This is a genomic window from Clostridium sp. CF012 (genome assembly GCF_018861755.1).
Lineage (GTDB): Bacteria > Bacillota > Clostridia > Clostridiales > Clostridiaceae > Clostridium_AD.
Map to the genome: position 1 here is coordinate 1 of NZ_JAHLEF010000050.1, position 23085 is coordinate 23085.

The following is a 23085-nucleotide window of genomic DNA, read 5'->3' on the forward strand; positions in this document are numbered from 1 at the left end:
ATCTAACAAAGCTGCATAACCTACAAAGTAGTTATTGTTAAAATGATTATTAAAAAACTTCACTACTTGTTCTCTTGATTCGTAAATATCGTTCCATGGTTCTTTAGTGAACGTTTCAATATACAAATCCACACAATCATCAATCATATGTTTTTTAATTTTTAATAAAACTAATTCTTCCATGATTCCCCTCCCCCACAACTTGTTGTTTATCTTTACATCACAATATTTAACAATTGTTACTTAACAATACCATATTATAGCATAAATATAAAGATTAGAGATATCTTATTCTTTAGTAAAAAGGGTAAAATAAAAACACCCTATTGAGTGCCTACTTTATCCTTTTAAATTAAACTAATGCTAATTTCCTAGTAACTTCTACTAATATCTCTGCTACTTCTGCTACTGTCAACTTTGTATATTCTGACATTATATCCTCTGCGGTTCTCTGCTCTGCTTCCATTCTTATTATTGCTACATTACTAAAAATATTTAATTTGTATTTTGGCATCTTTATCACCTCCCTTAACTTTGCCTTTAATTATATTCCTAGCATTTCTGCCATTGCCATTTGTAAGCTATCTTGATTAGACTTTAATACGATATTTTCTGCTTTTAAAATATCTCGTTCTTGTCTCAAAAACTTCACTGAGTCTGGTTGCTTAATCATACAAGAAGAAGTTAATTTATTTGCTGAATCTACTGATTGTACTACAATATAATTATCAAATTCATAACCTACCTCAAAATTAACATTATCTGATATAGCTATGCTACGTCCTACTTCTGTAATAGCAGGGTTTTCAGTTGTTATTTTAACCACATACCCATCAGATAGTTGGTATTCTAAATATCTTAATTCCATATACACACCTCCATTTTATTCGCATACTATATCATATATCAAGCATTGGGTATAATTGTAAACATCACACTTTAAATAAAATTCTATATACATATTTCCTACTAGAGTAGAAACATCTAAATAATAAGCCCCTGATGAGCCTGATGTCGGTAAAGTCATGGTTGCTACCACGGCACCGCTGAGGGTATTTGTAACTCTAAATACACAAGCAGAACTATTAAAACTTTGAGTGACAACTTTGATGCGTGAAAAATTGGTTAAGTCTATAGGAGTATCAAGAAAGTAAGTACCCGCCCTAGAAGTGGAACTTTGAACATATAATTCTATATAACCTGAGCCTTGGGATGCTTGTGTATAACCGCTTGTATGCCACGTTTGTTGAATAGCAACACCCGAGGTGAGTACATAATAAGCCTTAGCACATATTATGCTCCATACATTACTTGTTTTCTTCCATACCTTGCTCCATGTAGCTTGTGACCATACACCATTTACTTTTTTAATACTGCGCTCATTTAATCACCTCCATTACGGTTGTATCCAGTAGTCGCCATCATAACCTCCACTAGGAACAGCAGCATTTATTGTAGTTTTTGGAGCAGTTCCAGTTCTCAATGTTCCATCTGCATTTGTAAAAGTATAACTTGTTAATACATTACTTTCTATTGCGTTGCCTTGTCCTAATTTAATTGCGTTCACTCCTGCTACAAGCTCCGAAAAATCCTTACTCGCAGGTGTTATTTTTTTGCCGACAATAGCAGAGTAAACGCCATTTTTGCCATTATCGACAGAGGATTTTAAATTATCAATTTCCGTCGCCGTTTCAGCCTAAGTCGTCACAAGTAAAAACGCCACTAACTTTTATTGTTTGTGACGTCTAATACGAAAATTGTGAATTAATAATATCTAAATCTCCTTATCCACTGAGATTACTTAGGGATGCTTCTAAAGTATATATGATTGCCGTCAGGGTCACAAAAATGCATATTCTTTGCTCCCCATGGTTGTAGTTTAGGGACATCAATAATATATATACCTAACTTTAGCAACCTCTCATATTCTGAATCTAAATCATCAACAGTAAAAGCAATACTAACATTTTGATTTTGATTATTCTTACTTTCTCCATTATTGTAAACACTTAAGGTTGTACCTTCAGTGATAATAAACTGACGTACTTCGTCCTTACAGTCTGAACAGATATTTAAGATTTTCCTATAAAAATCAGCCATTTTTATTACATTATTTGTTTCTAAACAAACTTCCCCTAAATCCATTTTCTTCTTCCTTTCCAATATAATTTATTTGAAAGTTACTTCGCCATAGTCTACTTGAACTAAACCGCTAAAAACGGTGGCAGACGAGTGCTAATTCCATTGATTTAATTTTTTTCCTAAATAAAATAAAAAAATAGCATCTTAAATAACTAAGATACTACTTTATTATAATATACACTTCCATTAAACTTTTATTGTGAAAATAAAAAATAAGGGAGTGTTATTATTTATGTCAAAATTAAGACAGAAAATGAAAATGGATATAGAGCTAAAAGGCTATAGTCCAAGGACCATAAAAAACTATATCGGTCACGTTAGTAATTTTGCTAAATATTACAACAAATCACCAGAGCTTTTAAGAGAAAAAGAAATACGTGAATATCTACATTATTGTATCACGGAAAGAAAATTAAAAGAAGGTACTGTTAATTATATTAATGCAAGTCTAAAGTTTTTTCATACTAAAACGCTTAATAGATACTGGAATATGGACAAAATATTTAGAATTAAAGAACCAAGAAGATTACCTACTGTTTTATCTCCCGAGGAAGTTAAATCTACATGTTCTACCAAGAAAATTTGTTAAAATTAGACACTATGGGATATTGAGTAACAGAAATAGGTCAACTAAGCTTCAGAAATGCAAAGAACTTACAGGTGAGTGCAAAGTAAAAAGCAAGATTCAGAGGTTAAATTAAATGCATCAGAGCTTCTTCTTAAACTCACAGGAATAGATATAAATATTTGTTCTTGCTGCGGAAAGGGCAAAATGGTAACAAAAGATAAGATAAATCGTCAAAACTATTCTCCGCCAGGAGAAATAAACAGAATAGCATAAAGTGCTTATTTAGGGGAGGGGGGAAATACGCCCATTTTCAGATAACAATCGAAAATTAGAAGGATTATAGATACATTTATGGAAATTACAGCAATAACTTTAATATTAAAACTAATTTCAGAAAGATGGGGAAGATTGAATCCCCATAGTAGCGGAAACGCGGCATCGTTCTAAAGCTTGTTTCAGAAATTGAGCAATTTTAGTGGCTATCATCATTTAAGTATATACTTATGGTGATAGTTTTTATCGGCTCAACATCTGAATCCAAACCTATTCAAACTACGTCTCAATTATGTCAAACCCAATAACCTACAAGTAATCATTTTTTGCTCTAAATTCCGTATAACGTCTGGCTTGCAGAAGTGCCCCCAGCGTTACAGGAGTTTAAGAAAATTTACATAGTTCTTATGTTTTCTTAAACTCCGACTAGGTTAGCTGGGGCATTTTGATGGTGCGCTAGCCAAATCGGCAAGGTGTTGTTAGTGGGAGTGGTATATTTGCACTACATTTTATTCGTTGACTGTACCCCTCAGCTCTTTTGGGCTTTGTTCGTCATATAAGAGATTGTGAAGTAACTTAACGATAAATTGGAATTTAGTGTCATATTGCTACTACAAATTCAAAAGCTTATTCTAAGTCAAGTCTATAGGTATACTCGTCATATATAATATCAGTTCCACGCTTTTTAAAGGCCCCCTCCTTCCTCTGAACCTGACCCCAGAGGAATACGCCTTGGCTGCGCTCGCGCCCGTGAAGGAATATGCTTTGGTGAATAGAAAAGATTATCTGAATTTAAATGATACACTAAAGTTCAATCTCCCTCTAGTCCAAACTCTCTACAAGCCATAGCTGACTGGAATGCATTGTCATCTGATGTTTTAAGTATTCCACTATTTACAAATAGCATTCTTGCGCTTCCTGACCTATACTATAATTTCTTTCATTTTACGCTTATAAAGTTCTACTGTTTCATGATAATCCATAATGATTCCTTCTTCTCTGACAAAATTTCCATAACCTCTCGACTCTCCTTTTAATCGTGGTAAAAGTTGAAAATGTAAATGATTCCTTTTACCGTCACATATTGTACACATATACACTTTTTCTGCACCAATAATTTCTTTATGAAGTTTAATTATTGCATCTGATATTTTTAATATATGTGTTCCTAATTCAAGAGGCATTTCAGAGATGTCTTCATAATGTTCTTTTGATACAATAATTGTCTGTCCAGTTGCTCTTGGGTATTTTTCAAATTGACATCTTACCTTTTCATCCTCGTAAAAAATTAACCCCTCATCAGGGAATATATCTCCTGTATTAAAGTTATAACATCCAAAGCATATGCCTTTTTCTTGCAATTCTTTTATCTTTTCAAATCTTTGATTTAGTGCTTTTTCCTCGTTTTCTGACAATTGTTTAACGTACAATTTAACTCCACCCTTTTCACATCATTAATAAATACATATTACTACTATAAATTAAATGTTACATAGCAAGGCTATGTTTAAGCACAGTATTGTTAATATGGCAATAATTAAAGGAAGTCGCTACAATTTCCTTTAATTAACACAAATATTATGAAGCAATTTGTTTTATCAAATCAATTTGTTCTTTTTTGTTATTCCATTCAATTTCTACTTTTAAACTATCTTTATTCTTATACTTCTTTATGTTTCCATTTATTTTATCATCGTTGTCAGTTTGTATAATTAATCCACCAACTTTATCATGAGTTTCAGTATATTCACCTACTCCGCCACTTGTATTTCCTGATATCCATTCTGTTATAAATTTAATTTCCATAGGTTTTTTGTCATTACCTACGTATTTTATACCGGTTTTGCAAATTCCACCTGTGTTAAACTCAACACTGGCTTCCCATTCATTCCCTTTACCTACATAAACTAATTTATTTTTATTGTTGCTATTACAAGCAACAGTTGTGAAAACTAAAATAGTGCATATAATTATCCCAATAATTTTTTTCAATATTAATGCCACCTTTCATAAATAAATTACTCAGCCATATTATATTCTTATTCAATTATACAACGTATTAATATAATTATTCAAAATATATCCATTTTCAACATCTTTCTTATCTATAGCCTAAATCAAAAGTGTTTTCTATAACATCTGGTTGAGCAAGACCTACTCCAGTTATCCTTAGATTTATTTCATACTATATGAAAATTGTGACTTAGCACAACTACACATTATGATCATTAGTTGTACACTATGTTATGAATAAAGTCCTCTTTCAGCGCTGTATACTTTTCTCTGTCAGACCAGAATTCTTTCGACAATTCCATTTTTAAATCCTCATATTGCTTTCTAATATCCATATTTTCCTTTAACGTATCTCTAAACTTGATATAATTACTCCATTCATTATCATTATGTATAATATGAATATGATGCGTCCTTGTATCATTATCAAAATCACCACAACAAAAAAACAGATGGTTTTCATTACCTTACTACACTTTAAATTTTCACTATCTATAAACCCTTCTTAATGCTTAAAATATAAAATTTAAAAAGACCATAATAGACTCCCCTTAATTTGCATTTTATGAAAATTGTGTATTAGTATTTCTATGGATTGTATTCATTATATATGTACCACTAATGTTTTAGTATCTCCAGTGAAACAGACGTATCTATCGCTTTAATTTTTGCAACCCCACCAACTGGAAATGTCACAAACGGTAACTCGTGCCCAAAATCCACATTAAATATAATTGGAAAATTTTTAAGTTGTTTTTTTGTTGCAACTATTTTTTTAATGGTATTTATATCCATTTTACAACTACTTTCAAAACGTCCAAATACTATACCTTTCACTCCGTCAAATCCTTTAGTTTGAATAAGTGATTGAAGATTTCTATCAAATTCAAATGTGAAATAATCACCCATAGCATTGTTGTCCTCAAGAAACAAAATCTTATTTTTCAAGTCAGGCATAAATTCTGTACCCTGCAATAGATTCATTGTACAAAGGTTTCCCCCCACAATTTCTCCCTGGCAAGAGCCCTCTTGAATTACATAGTATTCCTTTGCCTGCTCAGAGGGCTCAATAAAATACGACTCAGATTTCATAAGGCATTCTTCAAAATAGCGGTATGTATACTCAATATTATCATCATATCCCCAAAAAGCAAAAAGCGCTCCATGATAAGTAACTAACCTCGTTTTTACATAGATGGCATTAAGCAACGCTGTAATATCAGAAAATCCGCATAAAATTTTGGGATTGTTTTCTATGAGGGAGTAATCTATATACTCTAAAATCTGATTGACATTCGAACCACCGTTACAAGCAATTATGGCTTTAACATTTTTGTCAAGAAAGGCATCATGTAAGTCTTCAACACGAGATTGTATACTTGACGAATTTGCTTCATCAATTTCACGACTGTTTTTTGAAAAGGAAATTACAAAGCCCTTATCTGATAGAAATTTTAGAGCCTTATCAAAAACCTCCTGCTTAAGTCCACTCAAACTCCGAGATGGAGCAATCACCCTTATTTCCTCACCAATATTTAGATTGTTTGCCATCATTTGCTTTACCTCCATAATTAAAATGATTTTTTCTTTTCAATTGACGCGTATGGAATGATTCTACTACAATACCCAACTAATCCCTTTTGTTACCATGCAATATCCTACGAACGCGAATCAGATGTTTTTCAAACAACCACTTTGAATTAGCATTCATTTAGAAAGGATTTCAGCGTCACGGTAGAGACATGGATTGCTCCACACCCCCCGCACAGATCCCGGCGTGCGGAACTACCGCACCGGGATCTTCAAATATACTCGCTTCCGTAATTAAACAAAACATTCTTCAAATCTTATCTGATTATCAGCTTTTTCAACTACCCTAGGTTTAATTAGTCCATACCATTTCATTTTTACATTAAATTCATTCCAGTTAAAGCTTTTCCTTTGACTTCTACGATTCAACCATTTGTATAATATTTTTAAAGTTGCTCCGTAAAATTCATTTATCCCTTTACTATTTCCAATTACTCCGTAATAGTTGAAATAACCCCTGTACTTAGAATTCAACGTTTCCACTATTTTTTTAATTCTCTTACTACGATTATCTTTACACCATAGGCTAAACGCCTTAATTGATTTTCTTAATTTGACCCTACTGGTTCTTCTCTTTATTATATCTTTACCATTTCGGGATACTGCCCATCGAAATTCAAATCCAAGAAATTCAAAGCTTGTATTTTCATACTTTCTGAAGCGTGAGAAGCTTACTATATTGGTTTTCTCCTCGGCTAGTTCTAATTTGAACTTACCAAGCCTTTTTCCTAGTACTTTGTAAAACTTTTCAGCATCAGCTTTGTATCTAAATGCACATATAAAATCATCAGCCAGACGACATATATATGTATCTCCGTTGCAAATAGGTTTTACGATTTTCTCAAACCATAAATCTAAAGTATAGTGTAAATAAATATTCGCCAGTATCGGACTTACTATGGAACCCTGTGGACAACCAGTTATTGGGCTTATAACTTTACCATCAGTATCTAGTATTCCTGCTTTGAGCCACTTCTTTATCAACCTTAAAAATGCCCTATCCTTTATTCGTAACTCTAACATTTTTCCTAACCATTGATGGTCTATGTTCCCAAAAAAGTTTCTTATGTCTGCTTCCACCACATAACTGTATTTTTCTTGTAATTCCTTTGTAATGTCCTTAACTGCTTTTTGTGCCCCAACCTTCGGTCTATAACCATAGCTACATTTCAGAAAAACTTGTTCATATATTGCTTCTAGTATATTAGCTACCGCTTTTTTTACTATTTTATCCCTCAATGTTGGAAGTCCTAGTGGTCTTGTTTTTCCATTTCCTTTTGGTATATACACTCTTTTTACTAGCTTTGCTTTGTACCTTTTGCTCTTAAGTTCTTCAACTAATTCTCCTAGATTTTCATCTGAATTATTTCCAAACTCTCTAGCTGTTTCTTTGTCTATTCCTGTTGCTGACTTCTTATTTATGTCTTTCCATGCTTGGTACAAAGCTTCTTTATCCAACAATCCATATAGATTACCAAATTTGTAGTCTTTATTTTGTTTTGCCTTTGTTGCTATTCCCCTCAGTGATGTTTGCATTATTTCCTCCAGTCCTGCGGTCCGGATAATGTTTCATTTGCGGGCTACATATATCTGTTAATCCCTTCCCCATGTAGACGGCTCTCCCGCCCTCAGAGTACTATGAATTAATCCGAACTCCTATGCGCATTGGTCGTCCTCTTTTTTCGATTGGATAGACCTACCTAATTAAAGGAGCTATAGGATTCCTCCCAAGTTCCCAGCATCTCTCTCTATACATGCCACGGTCTTGGACCCCAGCAGACCCTCGAGAATCTCACCTTTTACGATTCTTCTGTATTGACTTCCGTGACGTTAACCACATCGTCATCTGCATTTTAAGTTTATGAGGCTGAATATACTTCAGGAGATACGGTTCTCCCTGTGGCCTATTTAGTTCTCTGTGTACGCTTCCTTTTGCTGTTACCAGCTTCAACGCAACACTCGATATGAGTGGTTGGTTAGACCTTTCTCAACAAAGACTTTCACCTTGCAAGTAGATGCCAAGCTTTGCTTGGCTCACTAACGTTCCTTCCTCCCGATGTTTTCCAGCCTTAGATAGCTCCTATCTTAGGCTGGAAAATGTGCGTAGCGAACGGGAGTATTTTGTTATGTGCAGTGGCAACTGTGACCTCGGCCTTTATTCAATAATTTGATAACATACGAACATCTTGCCCCAACTCATTACTATCTGTGTGAATGGTATTTTGTTTATTATATTCAATCTAGAATTTTTTCAAAACTTATGCTATCATACCATTTTCCATCTTGATAAATAAAATTACTATAACGCCCAGTAAATTGAAAACCATTCTTAATTAATACTATTTGAGAAGCTATGTTATCAGGTGATGTTCCTGCTTCTATTCTATGAAGTTTATGCCTATTTACTGCCTCATCTAAAACCAATCTTACTGCACTCGTTGCATACCCCTTGCATTGATGTTTCTCACCAACTCTATAGCCTAGTTCAGCTTTATTAACATTTCCTCTTACAACTGATGTTAGATTTATTCTGCCAATGATCTTTCTAGAGCAATCCATTATTAAATACATATATATTAATCCTTTTTCTTGTTCCTCCACTAACCCCTTTATTATTATATTGAAGTTATTATAATCATAATAATTATCCCCTCTGGGTAATCCTATTCTCTCAAAAAACAATTTATTTTCAAGTTCAAATGCAAAAAGTTCCAGTGCATCTGACTGCTCAAGCAATTTAATTATAATATCTAACATATAGACCCTCCTTTAGTTCACAATATTCTATCAAATCAACTAACCAAAATTATGTTTATATATGAAAACTTTAAAATTAAGACTTCGAAGCCCTGCCCCTATATTGCCATTGCACATAACGTTGCTTGTTGCCGACGTTACCCAACCCTAGTGCAACCGCACTTGGGCTGGGAAATGTGCCTTGGCGTTGGATTAAGCACTAACCTATATATAGATTATAAGTCATAAATTTACACATTGCTATATAAAAACAGTCCACCAGCCAAGGCGGACGGCAGCATTTTGTTATGTGATCTTTTAGCTCTTGCACTATATATAGCGTGCAAAACCCACTAATCCATTCATGATTTAATTTCCTATATATGAATTATGCAACTTAACTGCAACCATAGATTATATTAATTTGGGAATATAAAGCGAGTATCTATTATGCAAGTACTCCTTCTCTCTAAACAACTCATAACTTGAACCAGATAAAACAAAACCAAGGTTTTCCGCAAGACGGATTGACCGTTGATTTTCAATATAAATACATGCATTTATCTCTTTTATGTGCATAGAGTTCATAGCAATTGCGATGATTTCTTTCATTGCCTCTTGCATATAACCATTTCCCCAGAATTCTTCTTTGAGGTCATAACCGACTTCGACCTTACAATCTTTCTGATTCCAGCAATGAAACCCACATGTTCCCATTTTCATGCCATCTGACTTTCGCACGATAACCCAACGGTGTTGCAATCGTGATTCAGGCTGTATATAAAATGTAATGATTTCATCTGCACCTTCCATATCAGTTACTGGCTCCGCATCAAATAGGTATCTATTCACTACATCATCTGAAAACTGACTGAATATAAAATTTCTATCGTCAATGGCTATATTTTTAAGAACTAATCTTTCTGTTTTTATATCATTAAATAACATTCTAATCCCTCCAATTAATTATTAGTATTGATTATATAATAAAAACCAATGTCACTTATCCGTTATATTTAAATAGCGCGACGCACTTAGTGAAGGAATGCGCCTTGGCGCTGATTTAACTTTCAACCTATATATAGATTATAAACCATAAATTTACACATAGCTATATAAAAGGAGCCCCCTAACAAGGGGAACGGCAGCATTTTGTTATAGGTCGTTTTAGGCACTACACTTTCATCAAGACCTATTCCAGGTATCCTTATATTTATTACGGTGTTCATCTTCTAACCCATTATTATCATGCATATGCACATACCCAATCTTAACTTTTAATTTTTTTATCCACTCGATATCTGAAATCTTAGAATTACAATACCCATGATGTAACACGATATTATTATCCTTCAACTTCTCAGCAAGATCATAAGCGTACTCAAATCTATTTTTTGTTACATTTCTAATCATCTTATCAAAACTATCCAAACATAAACCAGCGAACGGCCCATGAACAGATCTACTTTTAATATTTTTTATAGCATCAATATGTTTTTGAAGTCCATCAATCTCTTTTTCAAGGTACTATGTATCATAAAATGACTGTGCCTCAATACCTAAAGAATACTCCTGACACAAGACTGCAACATCAAGTAAATTAGTATCATCACATAAATTTATTTCTTTCATAAATACCTCCTTAATCTCTATTTCCTAATTTAATATATAATAATCTGCATTATATTACTTTTTACCCACGGTAGTGCGGTTTATGATATATGTAATTAAATCTTTTTCATTATAATTGTTTGAATCAATTTTTATGGAATATACATTGTCACTATTTTCTCTGTGCATATAATCTAAATAAAGAATATTTAATTTAAGGTCTTTTGTATTTATCCAATTTAAAGCCTGTACTACAATTTTAGCAAATTCTTGTTTTGTTATATCACCAGTATCAATTATATCAACATATACCGTATCCTCCCTATCCAAATATTTACTATTTATTACCACATTAGCTAGTATTTTAACCTTCATTTTCTGGAATTTGCCCTTATATTCATTTTGTAAAAAATTGTTTAATTCATTATTTAAATAGTCTTCCGCCCTAGAATCTTCCAAAAACCTTAAATTGTCCCTAATTGTTATATTAAATATAAGATTATCTTGATTTCTTACTTTCACTCCATATGTACCGAATGAAAGGGACCTATGAGGACCATCAATTATTTTACACTTTTCTTTAGGATACACCTTGTCTAAATATTCATTTGTAATTTTTACAACCTGCGGGGCTTTTAACTCACCATTAATGTCAGCAACCACAAATTTAATAAGTCCAAAAACAAGAACAAGTAAACCACTTAATATTCCTATAGAAATTATCAGCTTTTTATTCATTTTATACATCCTTCTTAACCTCTCAATATCTTAATTTTTACCCTTTGATTATATGGACTTCAAAATTACTAACTGCATAAAATAATCTTACATAGATCTGAAATTTCATCTAACATTTCTTACTCCAGACGCCTGCGAGCCCTAGTGCGACCGCACTTAGGCTCGCAGGTGTGCTTTGCAGTCTTCTCATTCAAAGCGAACTGGAGTCCATTGTTAGGTGAAGTCCACCTCATCTCTATACTTCTTTAATCATTCTATAATATAAATCTTTTATGTTACTTTTTAAACTTGCATTCACATTAACTAATAAGTCTATATACTTACTTCCTATCTCATAAAAACACACTCTGTCAAATGGTGCTTGCAATTTATTTGTGTTTATATCTATCCCTAGCCTAACTCTTATTATATTTTCTATATATCGTGCATACCCTTCCTTCCATTCTTGCCATATCATATATTCAAAATCAATGTTGCTTAAACATTCCTTCATCTGCTTATGATAATTTAAAACGCTATTATAGTCTTTTGCATTAAAGTAATCATTTAATTCTGTTGCTTTTTTAATAAAAATTGAATTTTCATAAGGAAATGGATGGTTAATTTCCCACATGTAATTATTTTCTTCTTTTGATTTTCTTTCTATTTCTAAAGATACTCTAATTTCATCTTCACAGTTTTCAGATTGAAAACAGTGTACAAATTCATGAAAAATAAACACATACCCCTCAAGACTCTCAAATACATCTTACGCATAGAATTGGATTTACTAAAAGTATTGAGAAGCTCCTTTTTAATACGGAATCATCATTCTCTTGTCCCATATTATAAAATGCAAAATCTTCACTCAATATCGTATTTAAGAGATTTACTAATTCTTCATTAGTAAAATATCTTTTTTCTTCAATCCAATTAACAAAAGTATTTAATATAAGTCCATCTCTTAGTTCTTGATCTGTATCTCCAATATATTTAAGCATTAATTCAAGATAGTCTGTAATGTTCTCATCTTCCCTAAGATTGTATTCATTATCTTTAATTCTTTTTAAATTTAGTTTAAAGATCTTTTTTTCATTACACATATTAAACCTCTTTCCAATCTTTTTTTATGAATTAGAACAGCAAATATTCGTCCATGTTTTATTTTAAAAACCTCATGTGATATTATCTCTCTTCAGAATAGTAATCTAGTAAAGATCATATGCCCTATATTCCCATGCTTTTTTAATTTACTCCAGTTATCCTTAAATTTATTACGTACATCACGCTTAATTCTGATTTAAGACCTAATCTCATTCTAATAACCAAGCTCATCATTAATAATAAAAAGTTTCATCCTATTCCTATCAGATTGACCTTCTATTATTGAAAGACTATTACATACCCGTTCCTCAGAAACGCAATCTACACATTTATTTAGTGCAACACATGGTGGGTTAAATCCTGCTCGCTTAGCATTTAATGGGCATGCTATATTTTTCACTCTATGTATTGCTTCCTCTAATGAATTTACTATTTTATTTTTTCCTACAACAATAATAACATTTTCAGGTCCAAATGTTATTGCAGCCACTCTATTTCCGCTATGGTCAACATTTACAATACGTCCATCTTCTGAAACTGCATTTGATCCTGAAATATACCAGTCAGTGAGTAATGCTTTCTTCTTCAATATTTTACATTCTTCCTTACTTGCAGCAAGATCTTTATCGAAAACAACATTTCCTCTTTCTACTAACAAATTTGTTATATTCATTTCCTGGAGAGTTGAAGAATGTCCGATTCCAACTGTGCATTCAATTGGAATTAATTTCAATATGTTATTTGTAGCATCTTGAATTGTATAAAAATAACTTACGTCTATATTTCTTAATTTAAAATCATTTAAAAGCTTATTAACCAAAATAATCCCCTCCATAAATATTTGCGAGTTATATAAAAACTTTCTTCGTGTTTAAGATAACATCTCGCATCGCCGATGCCTTTGGACCTTAGCGCGACGGCACTTGGTGAAAAGGTATACTTTTGCAGTCTTTCATGCAAACGCGAACGGCAATGAGTTGTTATGGGATGCTATTCTAATTGTTTACTAAATATTTTAATTAAAACTATCATTAAAATCGCTACCCTAAATTACCACTATCCAAAACCTTCACAGTTTAAGGAATGTAAAGAATAGTTGAAATAAAATTAAAGACTCTCCCTACAATTACTACTCATCCCAAATTCTTTAAGCAAATTTAAATATCTCAACATTTCCCTAGCGTTTACGGCAAATGTTGTATTGTAAAGGTTATGTTGAAATACATCAGCATCTTTTAATATTTCATCGAACTTAGAATGAATTGTATCTTTATCACTATTATCTACGTTCTTCAACATCTTGCATATTTAACAATATTTCGTCTATATATCCTCTAAGCTTTTCAATTCTATTCATAGATCCACTCCCTACTATTATTAAATTATCCTTATATTCACATATCATTGGAACATAAAATCACTCTATTTCAAAAGAACACTTTAAATTAGCACTTACTTCGAAAGGATTTCAGTTAGCGATTCTTGTTGCCGCCGTTTCCCGGCCCTAGTGCGACCGGACTTGGGCTGGAAAATGTGCCTTGGCGGTGAGATAACTACCACCCTATATATAGATTATAAGTCATAAATTTACACATTGCTATATAAAAATAGTCCACCAGCCAAGGCGGACTGCAACATTTTATTTTTTAGAAATTAGAATAGAAAAGTGTTACCACTTTAACTAGTTAGGTAAAAAATTATATTTTCATTAGAAAAATTAAATTCTTTAGGCAAATCCTCATCATTAGGTAAAACGGCCAAATAATATTTATCGTTTGGAAGCTCTTCTTCATTAAATTTGGTATGATTATACCCAAATTTAGTAATAACCTTTTTTACAAATTCATAATAATTTATAACTTCGCTACTGCCAAGATGAAATATTCCTTTTAAATCATTCTCAATTATGTAACTTACCTGTTTTGCTAACATAACATCTGTATTGTTATTAATATATAGATTTGTGTAAACATATACTTTTTCATTATTATTTAATGCAGTTACAAGACTATTTAATCTTGGTGAGTTTTTACCCCATATCATCGGTAGTCTAAAAATTATGCTATTATCTCCTAACCCTTTTTTCAATATTTTTTCACACTCAATCTTAAACTTACCATAATCACTTTCAGCAATTGGTTCCTCATTTTTTTTGTGTGGTGTAGTTGTATCTCCATCAAAAACATTTGCAGTAGAGCAGAAATAAAGTTTACCGTTGCTTGGTTTTAAATATTTTACAAGTTCATTGATAAGTTCTATTTGACAATCAAAATCTCCCCTCAAACAATATACTATATTTAAAGGTTTAACTGTATTAAGAATATCAATTATCTTATACACTTCACTTATATTAAAGTAAATTGGGTTTATTGAAACTATTTTATTACTGTTATATGTGCCGTAAACATCATACTTATTATTTAATTCTTTTAACAATGCTTTTCCTGCTAATCCACTTGCCCCTAGTATTAAAATTCTATCCATTATAAACAGCACCTCCATTCCAAAAATTCGTTTTAATATAAACTGAAATACATCACCATCACTCAAAATCACTTTGCCACAATCTATGTATATTATACCATTATTTTCATTTTATGTGAGCTATTAATATAAGCTTAGCCATTATTTTTTATACTCTAATGCCTGCCCCTAAGTTATGAGTTGATGGTCCTTATATTATTCGTATTTTATATTTAAAGGTCTCAAACTCTCAAGACTGGCAATGCTTTTCTTATCAAAACTGTAATGACCATATAGGTTATATGTTCCCAATTCAAAGGTTAAACATGGCTTAATACCTCTTTTCATATATTATTAAAAAAAACATTCACGAATATCAGAATTATCTGATATCAACTAATAAAGTAAATCAACGTAAACCTATTTACAAGCATAACCCTTTAGTTTACTATAAACATAAACACAAGGGGTGATGTAATTGATATTTGGATATGCAAGAGTAAGTACAATGGAACAAAGTTTCGATAGACAGCTTGATGCTTTAAAGTTAGCAGGGACTGAAGAAATAATTCAAGAGAAGATTACAGGAACTAAAGCAGATAAACCTGACTTAAATATTCTGTTGGGTAAATTTATAAGCAAAAGCATATAAATTAAATATTTCTTATATGCTCTTCAAAAGGTGTTGACTGTCACCTTGGGGATTAGCTTATAATAATTATGAGGTGATTCAAATATTAATTAAATGTGTCTGCAAAGAGTGTAAGCTTACGAAAAAATCAATTGAATATTACGAAAAAAAAGGTCTTATACGCCCAGAAATCGGTAAAAATAATTACAGGAATTATAACGAGAAGGATATAGCCATATTAAAGGAAATATCTGTTTTACGAAAATTAGGAATACATATTCCTGATATTAAAATTATTCTTGAGAGCAACAACAAGGTGGCAGCTTTGTCAAAATGTAAATGCCTTATAGAACTAAAATTGCAAAAGACGAAAGCACAATATAATTGTATTGAACATTTGATAACTAACTATGATATTGATAAAGAAATTGAATATATCAATGACAATATCAACGATTTCTTTACAATTAAAGAAAAATTGCTACAATCTTTTCCTGGGACTTATGGAATGTATTTATGTATCCATTTTGGGCAGTTTCTTAATGAAAAAATTGACAGTGAAGAAAAGGAAAATGCATATTATAAAGTTGTAAATTTTCTTGATAGCGTCGACAATCTAAATTTTTCATCCGAGATCGAAGAATACTTAGAGAACTGCTTTTCAGTTATGCAAAAAACGGATATGGTAAAAATGAACAATGCTATGCTTAATGCTGTTGATAATATGGACGATTATATAGGGAGGAACAAAGAAATATTGGAGGAATATATTAAAATACGTACTTCAGCTGATTACAAATCAACGTCTGAATATAAAATGCAACAGCTGATTTTGGATTTTCAACAAAGCAGCGGATACTATGATATCTTTCTTGCAAATTTAAGAATTTTGAGCTTCTCATATCGTGAGTATACCGAAAAACTACAAGCGGCAAACAAGGTATTTTTAAATAAATATCCGCAAACACAGGATATTTATAAATAGGGTAACAACAAAATGATCACAATCTATACTTAATTATTCCAAACTTTGTTTAAATACAAACTAAACAAGGTTTCACTCATTTTTATTTTCTCCGTGCCCTAGACCCCTAAAATTTATTCCTTAATTTATCTCATAGGACTTATACCTCCAGTTTATTTTACGATATATCCTAATAGAAACCCTTTTATTGGGAAATGGGAAGCAACTCAGCATATTAATGGGAAAGAAAATGTAATTGCTACAATGAGTTTTGGAAAAGATTTAACACTTGTAACAACCTCTGATTATATGCAAGAAAACACGAAAAACGCTACTGAACATATTTGATATAATTTTACTAAAGAACAACTTGTAATTATTAGAAATTTCGGGACTTAACTTCCATACAGATATGTGTTCCAAGATAGAAACACTTTTACCTTGGATGGGTCGTTTGGAAAAGTGAACGTAGTATTTAAGAAAGTAAAATGATTTTTTTATAAACTTCATCTGTTTATTTAGATAAATATAGATATATATTATTTTCTATTGTATTTAACATTTCATCTTTATATGGTTATTTTAAGATTAAGCCAGATATGAAATTCGAGTTTTCTCAAATTTTCATGTTTATAATTGTATCTATCTTAGCAATTATAGTGACAAAAATCATAAATAAAACTCAATGGAATATTATAGTTAAGTTAATAGTGAAATGTATTCTCTATTTTTTAATAGCATATGCTGGAGTAATGTCAAGTTTCTTTTACTTTATATCCACTACCAAGCCATAAGTAGAAAAGTTGATTGTTATAATAAACCCTAATTATTCACGAACTCAAATTCTATGGTTTTAATATTAAAATCATAGAATTTGAGTTTTTTATTTATTTTTATTAAAAAAACCACATAGCTCTTATTTTGTTTTATTAAACTCCGACTGGTTAGCTGTGGCATTTGCTGATGTTTTAGATCTTTTACTATCTATCTATATGCGTAAGGGTTACCACTTCCACAATTTCTTTATATGTAGTTTACAATATAAGCACATTGTGCATCGTTAGTAACCCCTTTAATACTATTTTTAAAACTTATTACAATATGGACATCTCCAAAATATAAGAGATATAGCTATGAAGATTATTAGTAAACTTACGACAGCGATGGTTAAAAAATTTATTTTTGAAAATGTACCATAAAGAAACCTTACGAAATTGTTCACCAAATAAGAGTATTGAGTCCAACTCTCACTTGTGTTCTATTTTCAAGCCTACAATATAAAGTATAAAGAATATTAAGCCTAATATGGTTAAGAAACCTGATATTACAAGCATTTCATAACTACCCTGAATATCTCCAAAAATTCTGTGATACAATTCTCCAAAGCCCCAGGACAGACAAACTGTAAATACTTTCATTAAAGCTACACCTGCAAATATATTTCCATAGGGCTTTCTTCGAATTAGCAGTGTAGCTGAAATTGCAACTGCAGGAAAAACAATGCCTAAATCCAGAACAAAAACCCCGTAGATATCCTGTGGAATGTGCCTTGCAATGTCAGGTGAAATTCTTATTAACCAAATGAGACCTAACATAAATACAATACTATAAAGAAATATACTTATGGACCTACGTAAGCATTTAGACACCGTGGTTTTTGCTACAAACTCAGCAGGGAAACTAAGAAGTCCTAAAACAATACTATATATCGATAAACTAAATATGGCGAGATAAACAAGATAAATTGTTGTATACTGACCTTGCATTACATAAAGTGCGTAGCCATAAAAAAAATTACCACAGAGCCCGATTATAGTAATTAACAACTTATAACCCGGACGTCTTAGGAATAAAACCGATAAAAAAGCTAGAAGCACAGCTAGCGGAATAAATATTATATCCTGTGACCTAGAGCCTATCAGTAAAAACTTTGTGATTATTCCTGATGATAACACATCATTATAAATACTTTCATTTAGAATACCTGCGAGACATGCAAATATGATAAGCACTGACATGATAAGAGTCATGACTGCAGTAATCCTGCTCCTTTTAATGATAATACCAATACCGGCACCACTTAATGGTTTTTTCAATTCCATAATACCTTCCCCCCTTATCCTTACTATTTAACCCATTAATAATTAAATCTATGTGATGCTCAATAAGCTTATGCCGTTGTTCGACCGTTGAATCTTTTTCTATAATAAGGCTTATGATTAACCTAAATACTGAACTCCAATATAGCGTGCAATTACCCCTAATCTATTCATGATTTAATTTATTATATAAGAGCATTACGAGTTAACATAAATGACCATTTCGTTTATATTCTTTTTTCTTGTAAAATCTACTGGCTTGTCAAATGCGGTAAGCATACCTATTTCATCTGGCGTTAAATCTTTTTTCTGTTTCTTTTTAATCTTTATTTTGCAATTCAATAATGTCATAAGCACTTTATCAAAAATTGACAGTTTATTATAGTTAAAACCACCTCGCAAATAGAAAAATTTAATACATTTTTGTTGGTCTGAAGTAAAGTTATTGGCCACAACTTCCTTTATTACTTTTTCACTTGATGGAGAAGCCCCTGAAGCGAAAACAACTAACTTTTTATCTTTGAGTTTATCAAAGTTTTTCGTAATGAATTTAACACCATTAATACCAACGGCATGCAGACTACCACCATAAACCAAGGTATCATATTTCGTTAACATATTGATATTAACTTTTGAAACCTCCAAAATATCCGCTGATAGTTCTTCTGCAATCCATTCTGCATAATTCCTTACAAAACCTGTTTTTGATTTGTAAACTACAATAGTGCTCATAATTTTCAACTCCTATCCAATTTATTGTTGAATTTATCATATTATATATTCTAATCTACTATTGTGACTTATCGTTTCTATCGTAATATATAAAAATCACCAATTTAGTAAGAAATTTTCATATAAACCTTAAATTTCACATAACGTATCGTATTTCCAACGTCACTAAACCGGACCATCGGAGCCTTTCTTCGTAGGCGGGGCTTTCACCCGGTGAAGGGATTAATTTTGCGTTAAGTTCTTTTGCAACCTCACAATTCGGTTTTAATATATCTATTCCATTTCTATAACTAATCCCATTGTCCTGGAAATCTTAATTTTTGTAGTTGTGGGAATTTTTTATTATATTCTTCCACTTCATCCTTTGGAAGATTTTCAAAAACTTCCGCTTCGTAGAATTTTCCTTTTAAGCCTTCCATACTATCTTCGGTTAATTCAATTCCCATAAATGCATCAAAGTTTTTACCATTAGCGGTTGTAATATTAAAGTTATCACATGTTTTAAATCCTATTCGAGGATAATAATCTGGTTCTCCAAAAATTACAATACCTTTATATCCTTTATTTGCAGCTAAGCTCATTGTCTCCCTTAATAACAGCTCACCGACTCCACATCCTTGCCATTTGGGCTCTACGCAAAGAGGTCCAAAGGTTATAATTTCATGTGTATCTGCACCATCAACAACTCGTGCCTTTGAATACATTATACATCCTATTACATCTCCATCCTTTACTGCTATTCTGCTTAACTCAGGAATATAGTCTTTATCTTGACGTAATTTATGCACAAGGTAATGTTCGTCACATCCAAGATGATGTTTATTCCAAAAGGCATGCTGTGTCATTAATTCTACATTGTACCAATCATCCTTTGTTTCCATTCTAACTTCTATTTCTTCATGATTTAATCTTTTCTTTCCTTCTAGAAACCATCCAAATTCTAACCTTACTTCTTTTCTTTGTAAATCATTGTTCTTGTAGCAACAAGTATCCATACCAATCAAGCTAAAGCCTTCATGCTGATAAAAATCAACTGCATTAACATTACAAGATTGTGTTTCTAGTATAATAGCTCGACGACGTTCTCTTCTTGCTTGTTCCTTTGCCATTTCAATTAATGCATGACCTATTCCTTGCTTTTGATATTTTTCTGCTACCCAAAGTTCTGTAATTCTTAGACGATTAGACCATAATTCTTGATCAGTTTCAATTGCAGCAACTAATTCATCATTAACTAACACTCCCCAAGCATAAGCATTTTTCCAGTGATCTTCATATAACTTATCTGGGAAATCATATTCTTCTGGTGTATGAGTTACTGGCTCTGTAAAGTCTTTCTTTTCTATCTCAATAGCAAATCCTTTATCTATTTTATTTACTATAACATCATAATATTTATCTGTTTTATACTTTATTGGAGTTATAGTTCCCTTCCATTTCTCTTTTGGTAATTGTATAATTTCATATTCCATAATCTTAATCCCCCCTTTTTTATATCAGTTATTGTCTTAGCACCACCATGATATACTTTTTTTATTATCTTCCCTCCAAGTTCTACATCTTTTATAAAAATTCCATATCCATATTAATCTTCCTCTGCAGCATAAGGTACACTCATATCTATAAAATCGCAATTTGAAAGGATTTTATTCTCACCTTCTAAAGCATAGCCCCTAGCTCTATTCTTAATTAGCTGAATGTGATTATCATATCCTTGTTTCCCCCCTTAATTCATTATATTAAAGCATTACTTCCGAAGGTTAACTCCATTAATTACAAGTAATCAATTACTTTCTCTAAAATTCCGTATAACGTATCTTGTTTCCGAGGTTCCTGAACCTTAGCCCGACGGGCTTGGTGAAGGAATATGCCTTGGCGATTGATAATGCATCGACCTATATATAGATTATAAACCATAAATTTACACATTGCTATATAAAAAAAGCCCACCAGCCAAGGCGGACGTCAACATTTTGTTATCAGAAGTCTGTCTCTGCTATATCCTATATTAGCACTAGAATATATAAAGTTAATGAACAAACTCAACTTGTAAAATCAATTATTATAATGAACATTCCATATATCCAACCGTAAACGGAGCTTTATCAAATTTCCTGAATCCAACATTAATAAAACCGTTCTTTATGTACCAATTTTTTAACTTTTGATTATCATCAATCATACCTAAAGTGATTTTGTTAGCGCCAAGTTCCAGGGCTTTTATTTTGCAAAATTCAAGAAGTTCTTTACCATACCATTTTTGTCTATATTCCGGTAGGATAATTATGTCATCAAGTTTACAAACACCATTGTCATCAATTTTTAGACCCAGAAATCCAACAATCTTATTTTCAAGAAAATACCCAAACATTAATGTACCCTTTCCAAATTCAGATACTAATTTATCCAATGGTAAGCTTGCTCTACCTCTATCTGGGCAGTTTTCTTCAGTTAGCCCAAATTCTATCGCTACAGTTTCATAGCCACAATGAAAAACCTCCAGACAAGACAATAAATCTGATTTTATAATTTGCTTAATCACTTTAAGACACACCTCCAAAAATAAACAGTTTTTAGTTATTGATATCAAACGAATATGAACTAAACTCTTTTCAAATAATGAAACACCTACAAGTCAGGACTGGGTTTGTGAGGATTTGCAATAATGTACCTTGTTGCCGACGTTTCCCATTAATTCTTTTTATTAAAGAATATTATGTAATTCTGATAGAGATTTAATTATAAAATCAGATTTATTGGTATGTCTTCGGAAAGTAAATTAATGAGAAAAATGAAATATTTCTCTGCATCCTCTTTCATTTTAGATATTATTTTAATATATTTTTCATACATTTGTGCCTCTAACCCAAATAAAACATCACTATCTAGCTCTAAAATATTTTCTAAATGTATTTTAATATTACTACTTTTGTCTATAAAAAAAATCATCAAAAAACATAATGCTTCTTTTTATCCAATTTGGTGGGTAGCTTGTCTTAGGCACATACCCACGATGTAACACGATATTATTAGCCATCAACTTCTCAGCAACATCATAATCATAATCGTATTCAAATCTATATTTTGTTACATCTCTAATCATCTTATCAAAACTACCCAAGAATAAATCAGCAAACGGTCCATGAACAGATCAATTTAGCCACTACACTCTGAGCTCAGCCTACTCTAGCTAGCTTTAAATTTATTTCGTATTAAATGGAGGTTGTTAATTAATGACATGCTAAGGCTATTGTCATAATCTTTTATATTTTTCTGTTAATTTTCAAATCAAACTCTGGCTGAGTTACATAAGCTAAATATTGCACATTTCGATAGTGTTAACTGACTTATGGAAAAACCTAATTGGTAATAATAGGAATTAGATTGCATCTTTGAAAAATAAAGCCTTTGTCTTTCTATCCTTAAACTTATGGAAGTTAAT

29 protein-coding genes and 1 pseudogene are annotated in these 23085 nt (G+C 31.7%); 5 read left to right on the top strand and 25 right to left on the bottom strand.

Annotation, left to right across the window (positions count from 1 at the left end; all coding sequences use genetic code 11):
• The 5 genes and pseudogenes from KPL50_RS24520 to KPL50_RS24540 form a co-directional block, all read right to left on the bottom strand.
• Positions 1-183, bottom strand: a pseudogene (locus tag KPL50_RS24520) (GNAT family N-acetyltransferase); the annotation flags it as partial.
• A gap of 169 nt (positions 184-352) precedes the next feature.
• Entirely contained in the window at positions 353-514 is a 162-nt protein-coding gene (locus tag KPL50_RS24525; RefSeq protein WP_216301124.1) for a hypothetical protein, read from the bottom strand.
• A gap of 30 nt (positions 515-544) precedes the next feature.
• Positions 545-868, bottom strand: coding sequence for a hypothetical protein (locus KPL50_RS24530; RefSeq protein ID WP_216301125.1), 324 nt, complete (start codon positions 866-868; stop codon positions 545-547).
• A gap of 528 nt (positions 869-1396) precedes the next feature.
• A complete protein-coding gene (locus KPL50_RS24535) occupies positions 1397-1567 on the bottom strand; it encodes a hypothetical protein (protein WP_216301126.1) in 171 nt (56 codons plus the stop codon).
• A gap of 230 nt (positions 1568-1797) precedes the next feature.
• Entirely contained in the window at positions 1798-2145 is a 348-nt protein-coding gene (locus KPL50_RS24540) for a glyoxalase/bleomycin resistance/extradiol dioxygenase family protein (RefSeq protein WP_216301127.1), read from the bottom strand.
• A gap of 229 nt (positions 2146-2374) precedes the next feature.
• Here KPL50_RS24540 and KPL50_RS24545 point away from each other — a divergent pair, with 229 nt between their 5' ends.
• From KPL50_RS24545 to KPL50_RS24550, 3 genes are read left to right on the top strand one after another with little or no spacing between them, the layout of a single operon-like run.
• Entirely contained in the window at positions 2375-2731 is a 357-nt protein-coding gene (locus KPL50_RS24545; protein ID WP_216301128.1) for a site-specific integrase, read from the top strand.
• Entirely contained in the window at positions 2676-2843 is a 168-nt protein-coding gene (locus tag KPL50_RS27280; protein ID WP_253200800.1) for a transposase, read from the top strand. The genes KPL50_RS24545 and KPL50_RS27280 overlap by 56 nt, the downstream gene beginning before the upstream one ends.
• On the top strand, positions 2807-2983 hold the full coding sequence (locus KPL50_RS24550; RefSeq protein ID WP_216301129.1) for a hypothetical protein: 177 nt from the start codon (positions 2807-2809) through the stop codon (positions 2981-2983). The genes KPL50_RS27280 and KPL50_RS24550 overlap by 37 nt, the downstream gene beginning before the upstream one ends.
• Positions 2984-3906: 923 nt before the next feature.
• Here KPL50_RS24550 and KPL50_RS24555 read toward each other — a convergent pair.
• The 14 genes from KPL50_RS24555 to KPL50_RS24620 all read right to left on the bottom strand — a co-directional run bounded on the left by KPL50_RS24555 (position 3907) and on the right by KPL50_RS24620 (position 15238).
• Positions 3907-4413 carry an HIT family protein gene (locus KPL50_RS24555; RefSeq protein ID WP_216301130.1) on the bottom strand — a complete coding sequence of 169 codons (507 nt, stop codon included), beginning with the start codon at positions 4411-4413 and terminating at the stop codon, positions 3907-3909.
• Between the two features lie 148 nt (positions 4414-4561).
• A complete protein-coding gene (locus KPL50_RS24560) occupies positions 4562-4975 on the bottom strand; it encodes a hypothetical protein (protein WP_216301131.1) in 414 nt (137 codons plus the stop codon).
• Positions 4976-5211: 236 nt separating this feature from the next.
• Positions 5212-5448 carry a GrpB family protein gene (locus KPL50_RS24565; protein ID WP_216301147.1) on the bottom strand — a complete coding sequence of 79 codons (237 nt, stop codon included), beginning with the start codon at positions 5446-5448 and terminating at the stop codon, positions 5212-5214.
• Positions 5449-5614: 166 nt separating this feature from the next.
• Positions 5615-6550, bottom strand: a complete 936-nt coding sequence (locus tag KPL50_RS24570) for an LD-carboxypeptidase (protein ID WP_216301132.1) — start codon at positions 6548-6550, stop codon at positions 5615-5617.
• 270 nt (positions 6551-6820) lie between these two features.
• Positions 6821-8122: a group II intron reverse transcriptase/maturase gene (gene ltrA, locus KPL50_RS24575; protein WP_216301133.1), complete on the bottom strand. Its 1302-nt coding sequence runs from the start codon at positions 8120-8122 to the stop codon at positions 6821-6823.
• Positions 8123-8821: 699 nt separating this feature from the next.
• Positions 8822-9343 carry a GNAT family N-acetyltransferase gene (locus tag KPL50_RS24580; protein WP_216301134.1) on the bottom strand — a complete coding sequence of 174 codons (522 nt, stop codon included), beginning with the start codon at positions 9341-9343 and terminating at the stop codon, positions 8822-8824.
• Between the two features lie 393 nt (positions 9344-9736).
• Positions 9737-10270 (bottom strand): GNAT family N-acetyltransferase, encoded by a 534-nt coding sequence (locus KPL50_RS24585; RefSeq protein ID WP_216301135.1) that lies wholly within the window; start codon positions 10268-10270, stop codon positions 9737-9739.
• Positions 10271-10507: 237 nt separating this feature from the next.
• A complete protein-coding gene (locus KPL50_RS24590) occupies positions 10508-10753 on the bottom strand; it encodes a hypothetical protein (protein ID WP_216301136.1) in 246 nt (81 codons plus the stop codon).
• 255 nt (positions 10754-11008) lie between these two features.
• Positions 11009-11671 carry a hypothetical protein gene (locus tag KPL50_RS24595; protein ID WP_216301137.1) on the bottom strand — a complete coding sequence of 221 codons (663 nt, stop codon included), beginning with the start codon at positions 11669-11671 and terminating at the stop codon, positions 11009-11011.
• 235 nt (positions 11672-11906) lie between these two features.
• On the bottom strand, positions 11907-12392 hold the full coding sequence (locus KPL50_RS24600) for a hypothetical protein (RefSeq protein WP_216301138.1): 486 nt from the start codon (positions 12390-12392) through the stop codon (positions 11907-11909).
• Positions 12393-12408: 16 nt separating this feature from the next.
• Positions 12409-12753: a DUF2785 domain-containing protein gene (locus KPL50_RS24605; RefSeq protein ID WP_216301139.1), complete on the bottom strand. Its 345-nt coding sequence runs from the start codon at positions 12751-12753 to the stop codon at positions 12409-12411.
• A 215-nt stretch (positions 12754-12968) separates the two neighbouring features.
• Positions 12969-13574 (bottom strand): lactate utilization protein, encoded by a 606-nt coding sequence (locus KPL50_RS24610; protein ID WP_216301140.1) that lies wholly within the window; start codon positions 13572-13574, stop codon positions 12969-12971.
• Positions 13575-14033: 459 nt separating this feature from the next.
• A complete protein-coding gene (locus KPL50_RS27630) occupies positions 14034-14159 on the bottom strand; it encodes a hypothetical protein (RefSeq protein WP_290443292.1) in 126 nt (41 codons plus the stop codon).
• Positions 14160-14431: 272 nt separating this feature from the next.
• Complete coding sequence (locus KPL50_RS24620; protein WP_216301141.1) at positions 14432-15238, bottom strand: sugar nucleotide-binding protein; 807 nt, start codon at positions 15236-15238, stop codon at positions 14432-14434.
• 457 nt (positions 15239-15695) lie between these two features.
• Between KPL50_RS24620 and KPL50_RS24625 the strand changes: the two genes are divergently transcribed.
• Together KPL50_RS24625 and KPL50_RS24630 are read left to right on the top strand one after the other, a co-directional pair.
• Positions 15696-15869, top strand: a complete 174-nt coding sequence (locus tag KPL50_RS24625) for a recombinase family protein (RefSeq protein WP_290443293.1) — start codon at positions 15696-15698, stop codon at positions 15867-15869.
• Between the two features lie 73 nt (positions 15870-15942).
• Complete coding sequence (locus KPL50_RS24630; RefSeq protein WP_309245218.1) at positions 15943-16833, top strand: MerR family transcriptional regulator; 891 nt, start codon at positions 15943-15945, stop codon at positions 16831-16833.
• 1226 nt (positions 16834-18059) lie between these two features.
• On the opposite strand, the gene KPL50_RS24635 is transcribed toward KPL50_RS24630, so the two are convergent.
• The 6 genes from KPL50_RS24635 to KPL50_RS24665 all read right to left on the bottom strand — a co-directional run bounded on the left by KPL50_RS24635 (position 18060) and on the right by KPL50_RS24665 (position 22764).
• Positions 18060-18914 (bottom strand): hypothetical protein, encoded by an 855-nt coding sequence (locus KPL50_RS24635; protein WP_216301142.1) that lies wholly within the window; start codon positions 18912-18914, stop codon positions 18060-18062.
• Positions 18915-19109: 195 nt separating this feature from the next.
• The gene (locus KPL50_RS24640) at positions 19110-19643 is read right to left on the bottom strand and encodes a flavodoxin domain-containing protein (RefSeq protein WP_216301143.1); all 534 of its coding nucleotides are present in this window, start codon (positions 19641-19643) and stop codon (positions 19110-19112) included.
• A gap of 290 nt (positions 19644-19933) precedes the next feature.
• On the bottom strand, positions 19934-21115 hold the full coding sequence (locus KPL50_RS27285; RefSeq protein WP_253200799.1) for a GNAT family N-acetyltransferase: 1182 nt from the start codon (positions 21113-21115) through the stop codon (positions 19934-19936).
• A gap of 590 nt (positions 21116-21705) precedes the next feature.
• Entirely contained in the window at positions 21706-22185 is a 480-nt protein-coding gene (locus KPL50_RS24655; protein ID WP_216301144.1) for a GNAT family N-acetyltransferase, read from the bottom strand.
• Positions 22186-22382: 197 nt separating this feature from the next.
• Positions 22383-22592, bottom strand: a complete 210-nt coding sequence (locus KPL50_RS24660) for a hypothetical protein (protein WP_216301145.1) — start codon at positions 22590-22592, stop codon at positions 22383-22385.
• A complete protein-coding gene (locus KPL50_RS24665) occupies positions 22567-22764 on the bottom strand; it encodes a hypothetical protein (RefSeq protein WP_216301146.1) in 198 nt (65 codons plus the stop codon). Before KPL50_RS24665 ends, KPL50_RS24660 begins: the two co-directional genes overlap by 26 nt.
• Positions 22765-23085 lie beyond the last annotated feature (321 nt).

Bases quoted from the DNA above. Each gene is read 5' to 3' on its own strand.
- KPL50_RS24660 (WP_216301145.1), bottom strand. From the start codon at position 22,592: ATGATTTTTTTTATAGACAAAAGTAGTAATATTAAAATACATTTAGAA.
- KPL50_RS27630 (WP_290443292.1), bottom strand. From the start codon at position 14,159: ATGATATGTGAATATAAGGATAATTTAATAATAGTAGGGAGTGGATCT.
- KPL50_RS24595 (WP_216301137.1), bottom strand. From the start codon at position 11,671: ATGAATAAAAAGCTGATAATTTCTATAGGAATATTAAGTGGTTTACTT.
- ltrA (WP_216301133.1), bottom strand. From the start codon at position 8,122: ATGCAAACATCACTGAGGGGAATAGCAACAAAGGCAAAACAAAATAAA.
- KPL50_RS24525 (WP_216301124.1), bottom strand. From the start codon at position 514: ATGCCAAAATACAAATTAAATATTTTTAGTAATGTAGCAATAATAAGA.
- KPL50_RS24570 (WP_216301132.1), bottom strand. From the start codon at position 6,550: ATGATGGCAAACAATCTAAATATTGGTGAGGAAATAAGGGTGATTGCT.
- KPL50_RS24585 (WP_216301135.1), bottom strand. From the start codon at position 10,270: ATGTTATTTAATGATATAAAAACAGAAAGATTAGTTCTTAAAAATATA.
- KPL50_RS24640 (WP_216301143.1), bottom strand. From the start codon at position 19,643: ATGAGCACTATTGTAGTTTACAAATCAAAAACAGGTTTTGTAAGGAAT.
- KPL50_RS24545 (WP_216301128.1), top strand. From the start codon at position 2,375: ATGTCAAAATTAAGACAGAAAATGAAAATGGATATAGAGCTAAAAGGC.
- KPL50_RS24605 (WP_216301139.1), bottom strand. From the start codon at position 12,753: ATGTGTAATGAAAAAAAGATCTTTAAACTAAATTTAAAAAGAATTAAA.
- KPL50_RS24580 (WP_216301134.1), bottom strand. From the start codon at position 9,343: ATGTTAGATATTATAATTAAATTGCTTGAGCAGTCAGATGCACTGGAA.
- KPL50_RS24620 (WP_216301141.1), bottom strand. From the start codon at position 15,238: ATGGATAGAATTTTAATACTAGGGGCAAGTGGATTAGCAGGAAAAGCA.
- KPL50_RS27285 (WP_253200799.1), bottom strand. From the start codon at position 21,115: ATGGAATATGAAATTATACAATTACCAAAAGAGAAATGGAAGGGAACT.
- KPL50_RS24540 (WP_216301127.1), bottom strand. From the start codon at position 2,145: ATGGATTTAGGGGAAGTTTGTTTAGAAACAAATAATGTAATAAAAATG.
- KPL50_RS24530 (WP_216301125.1), bottom strand. From the start codon at position 868: ATGGAATTAAGATATTTAGAATACCAACTATCTGATGGGTATGTGGTT.
- KPL50_RS24635 (WP_216301142.1), bottom strand. From the start codon at position 18,914: ATGGAATTGAAAAAACCATTAAGTGGTGCCGGTATTGGTATTATCATT.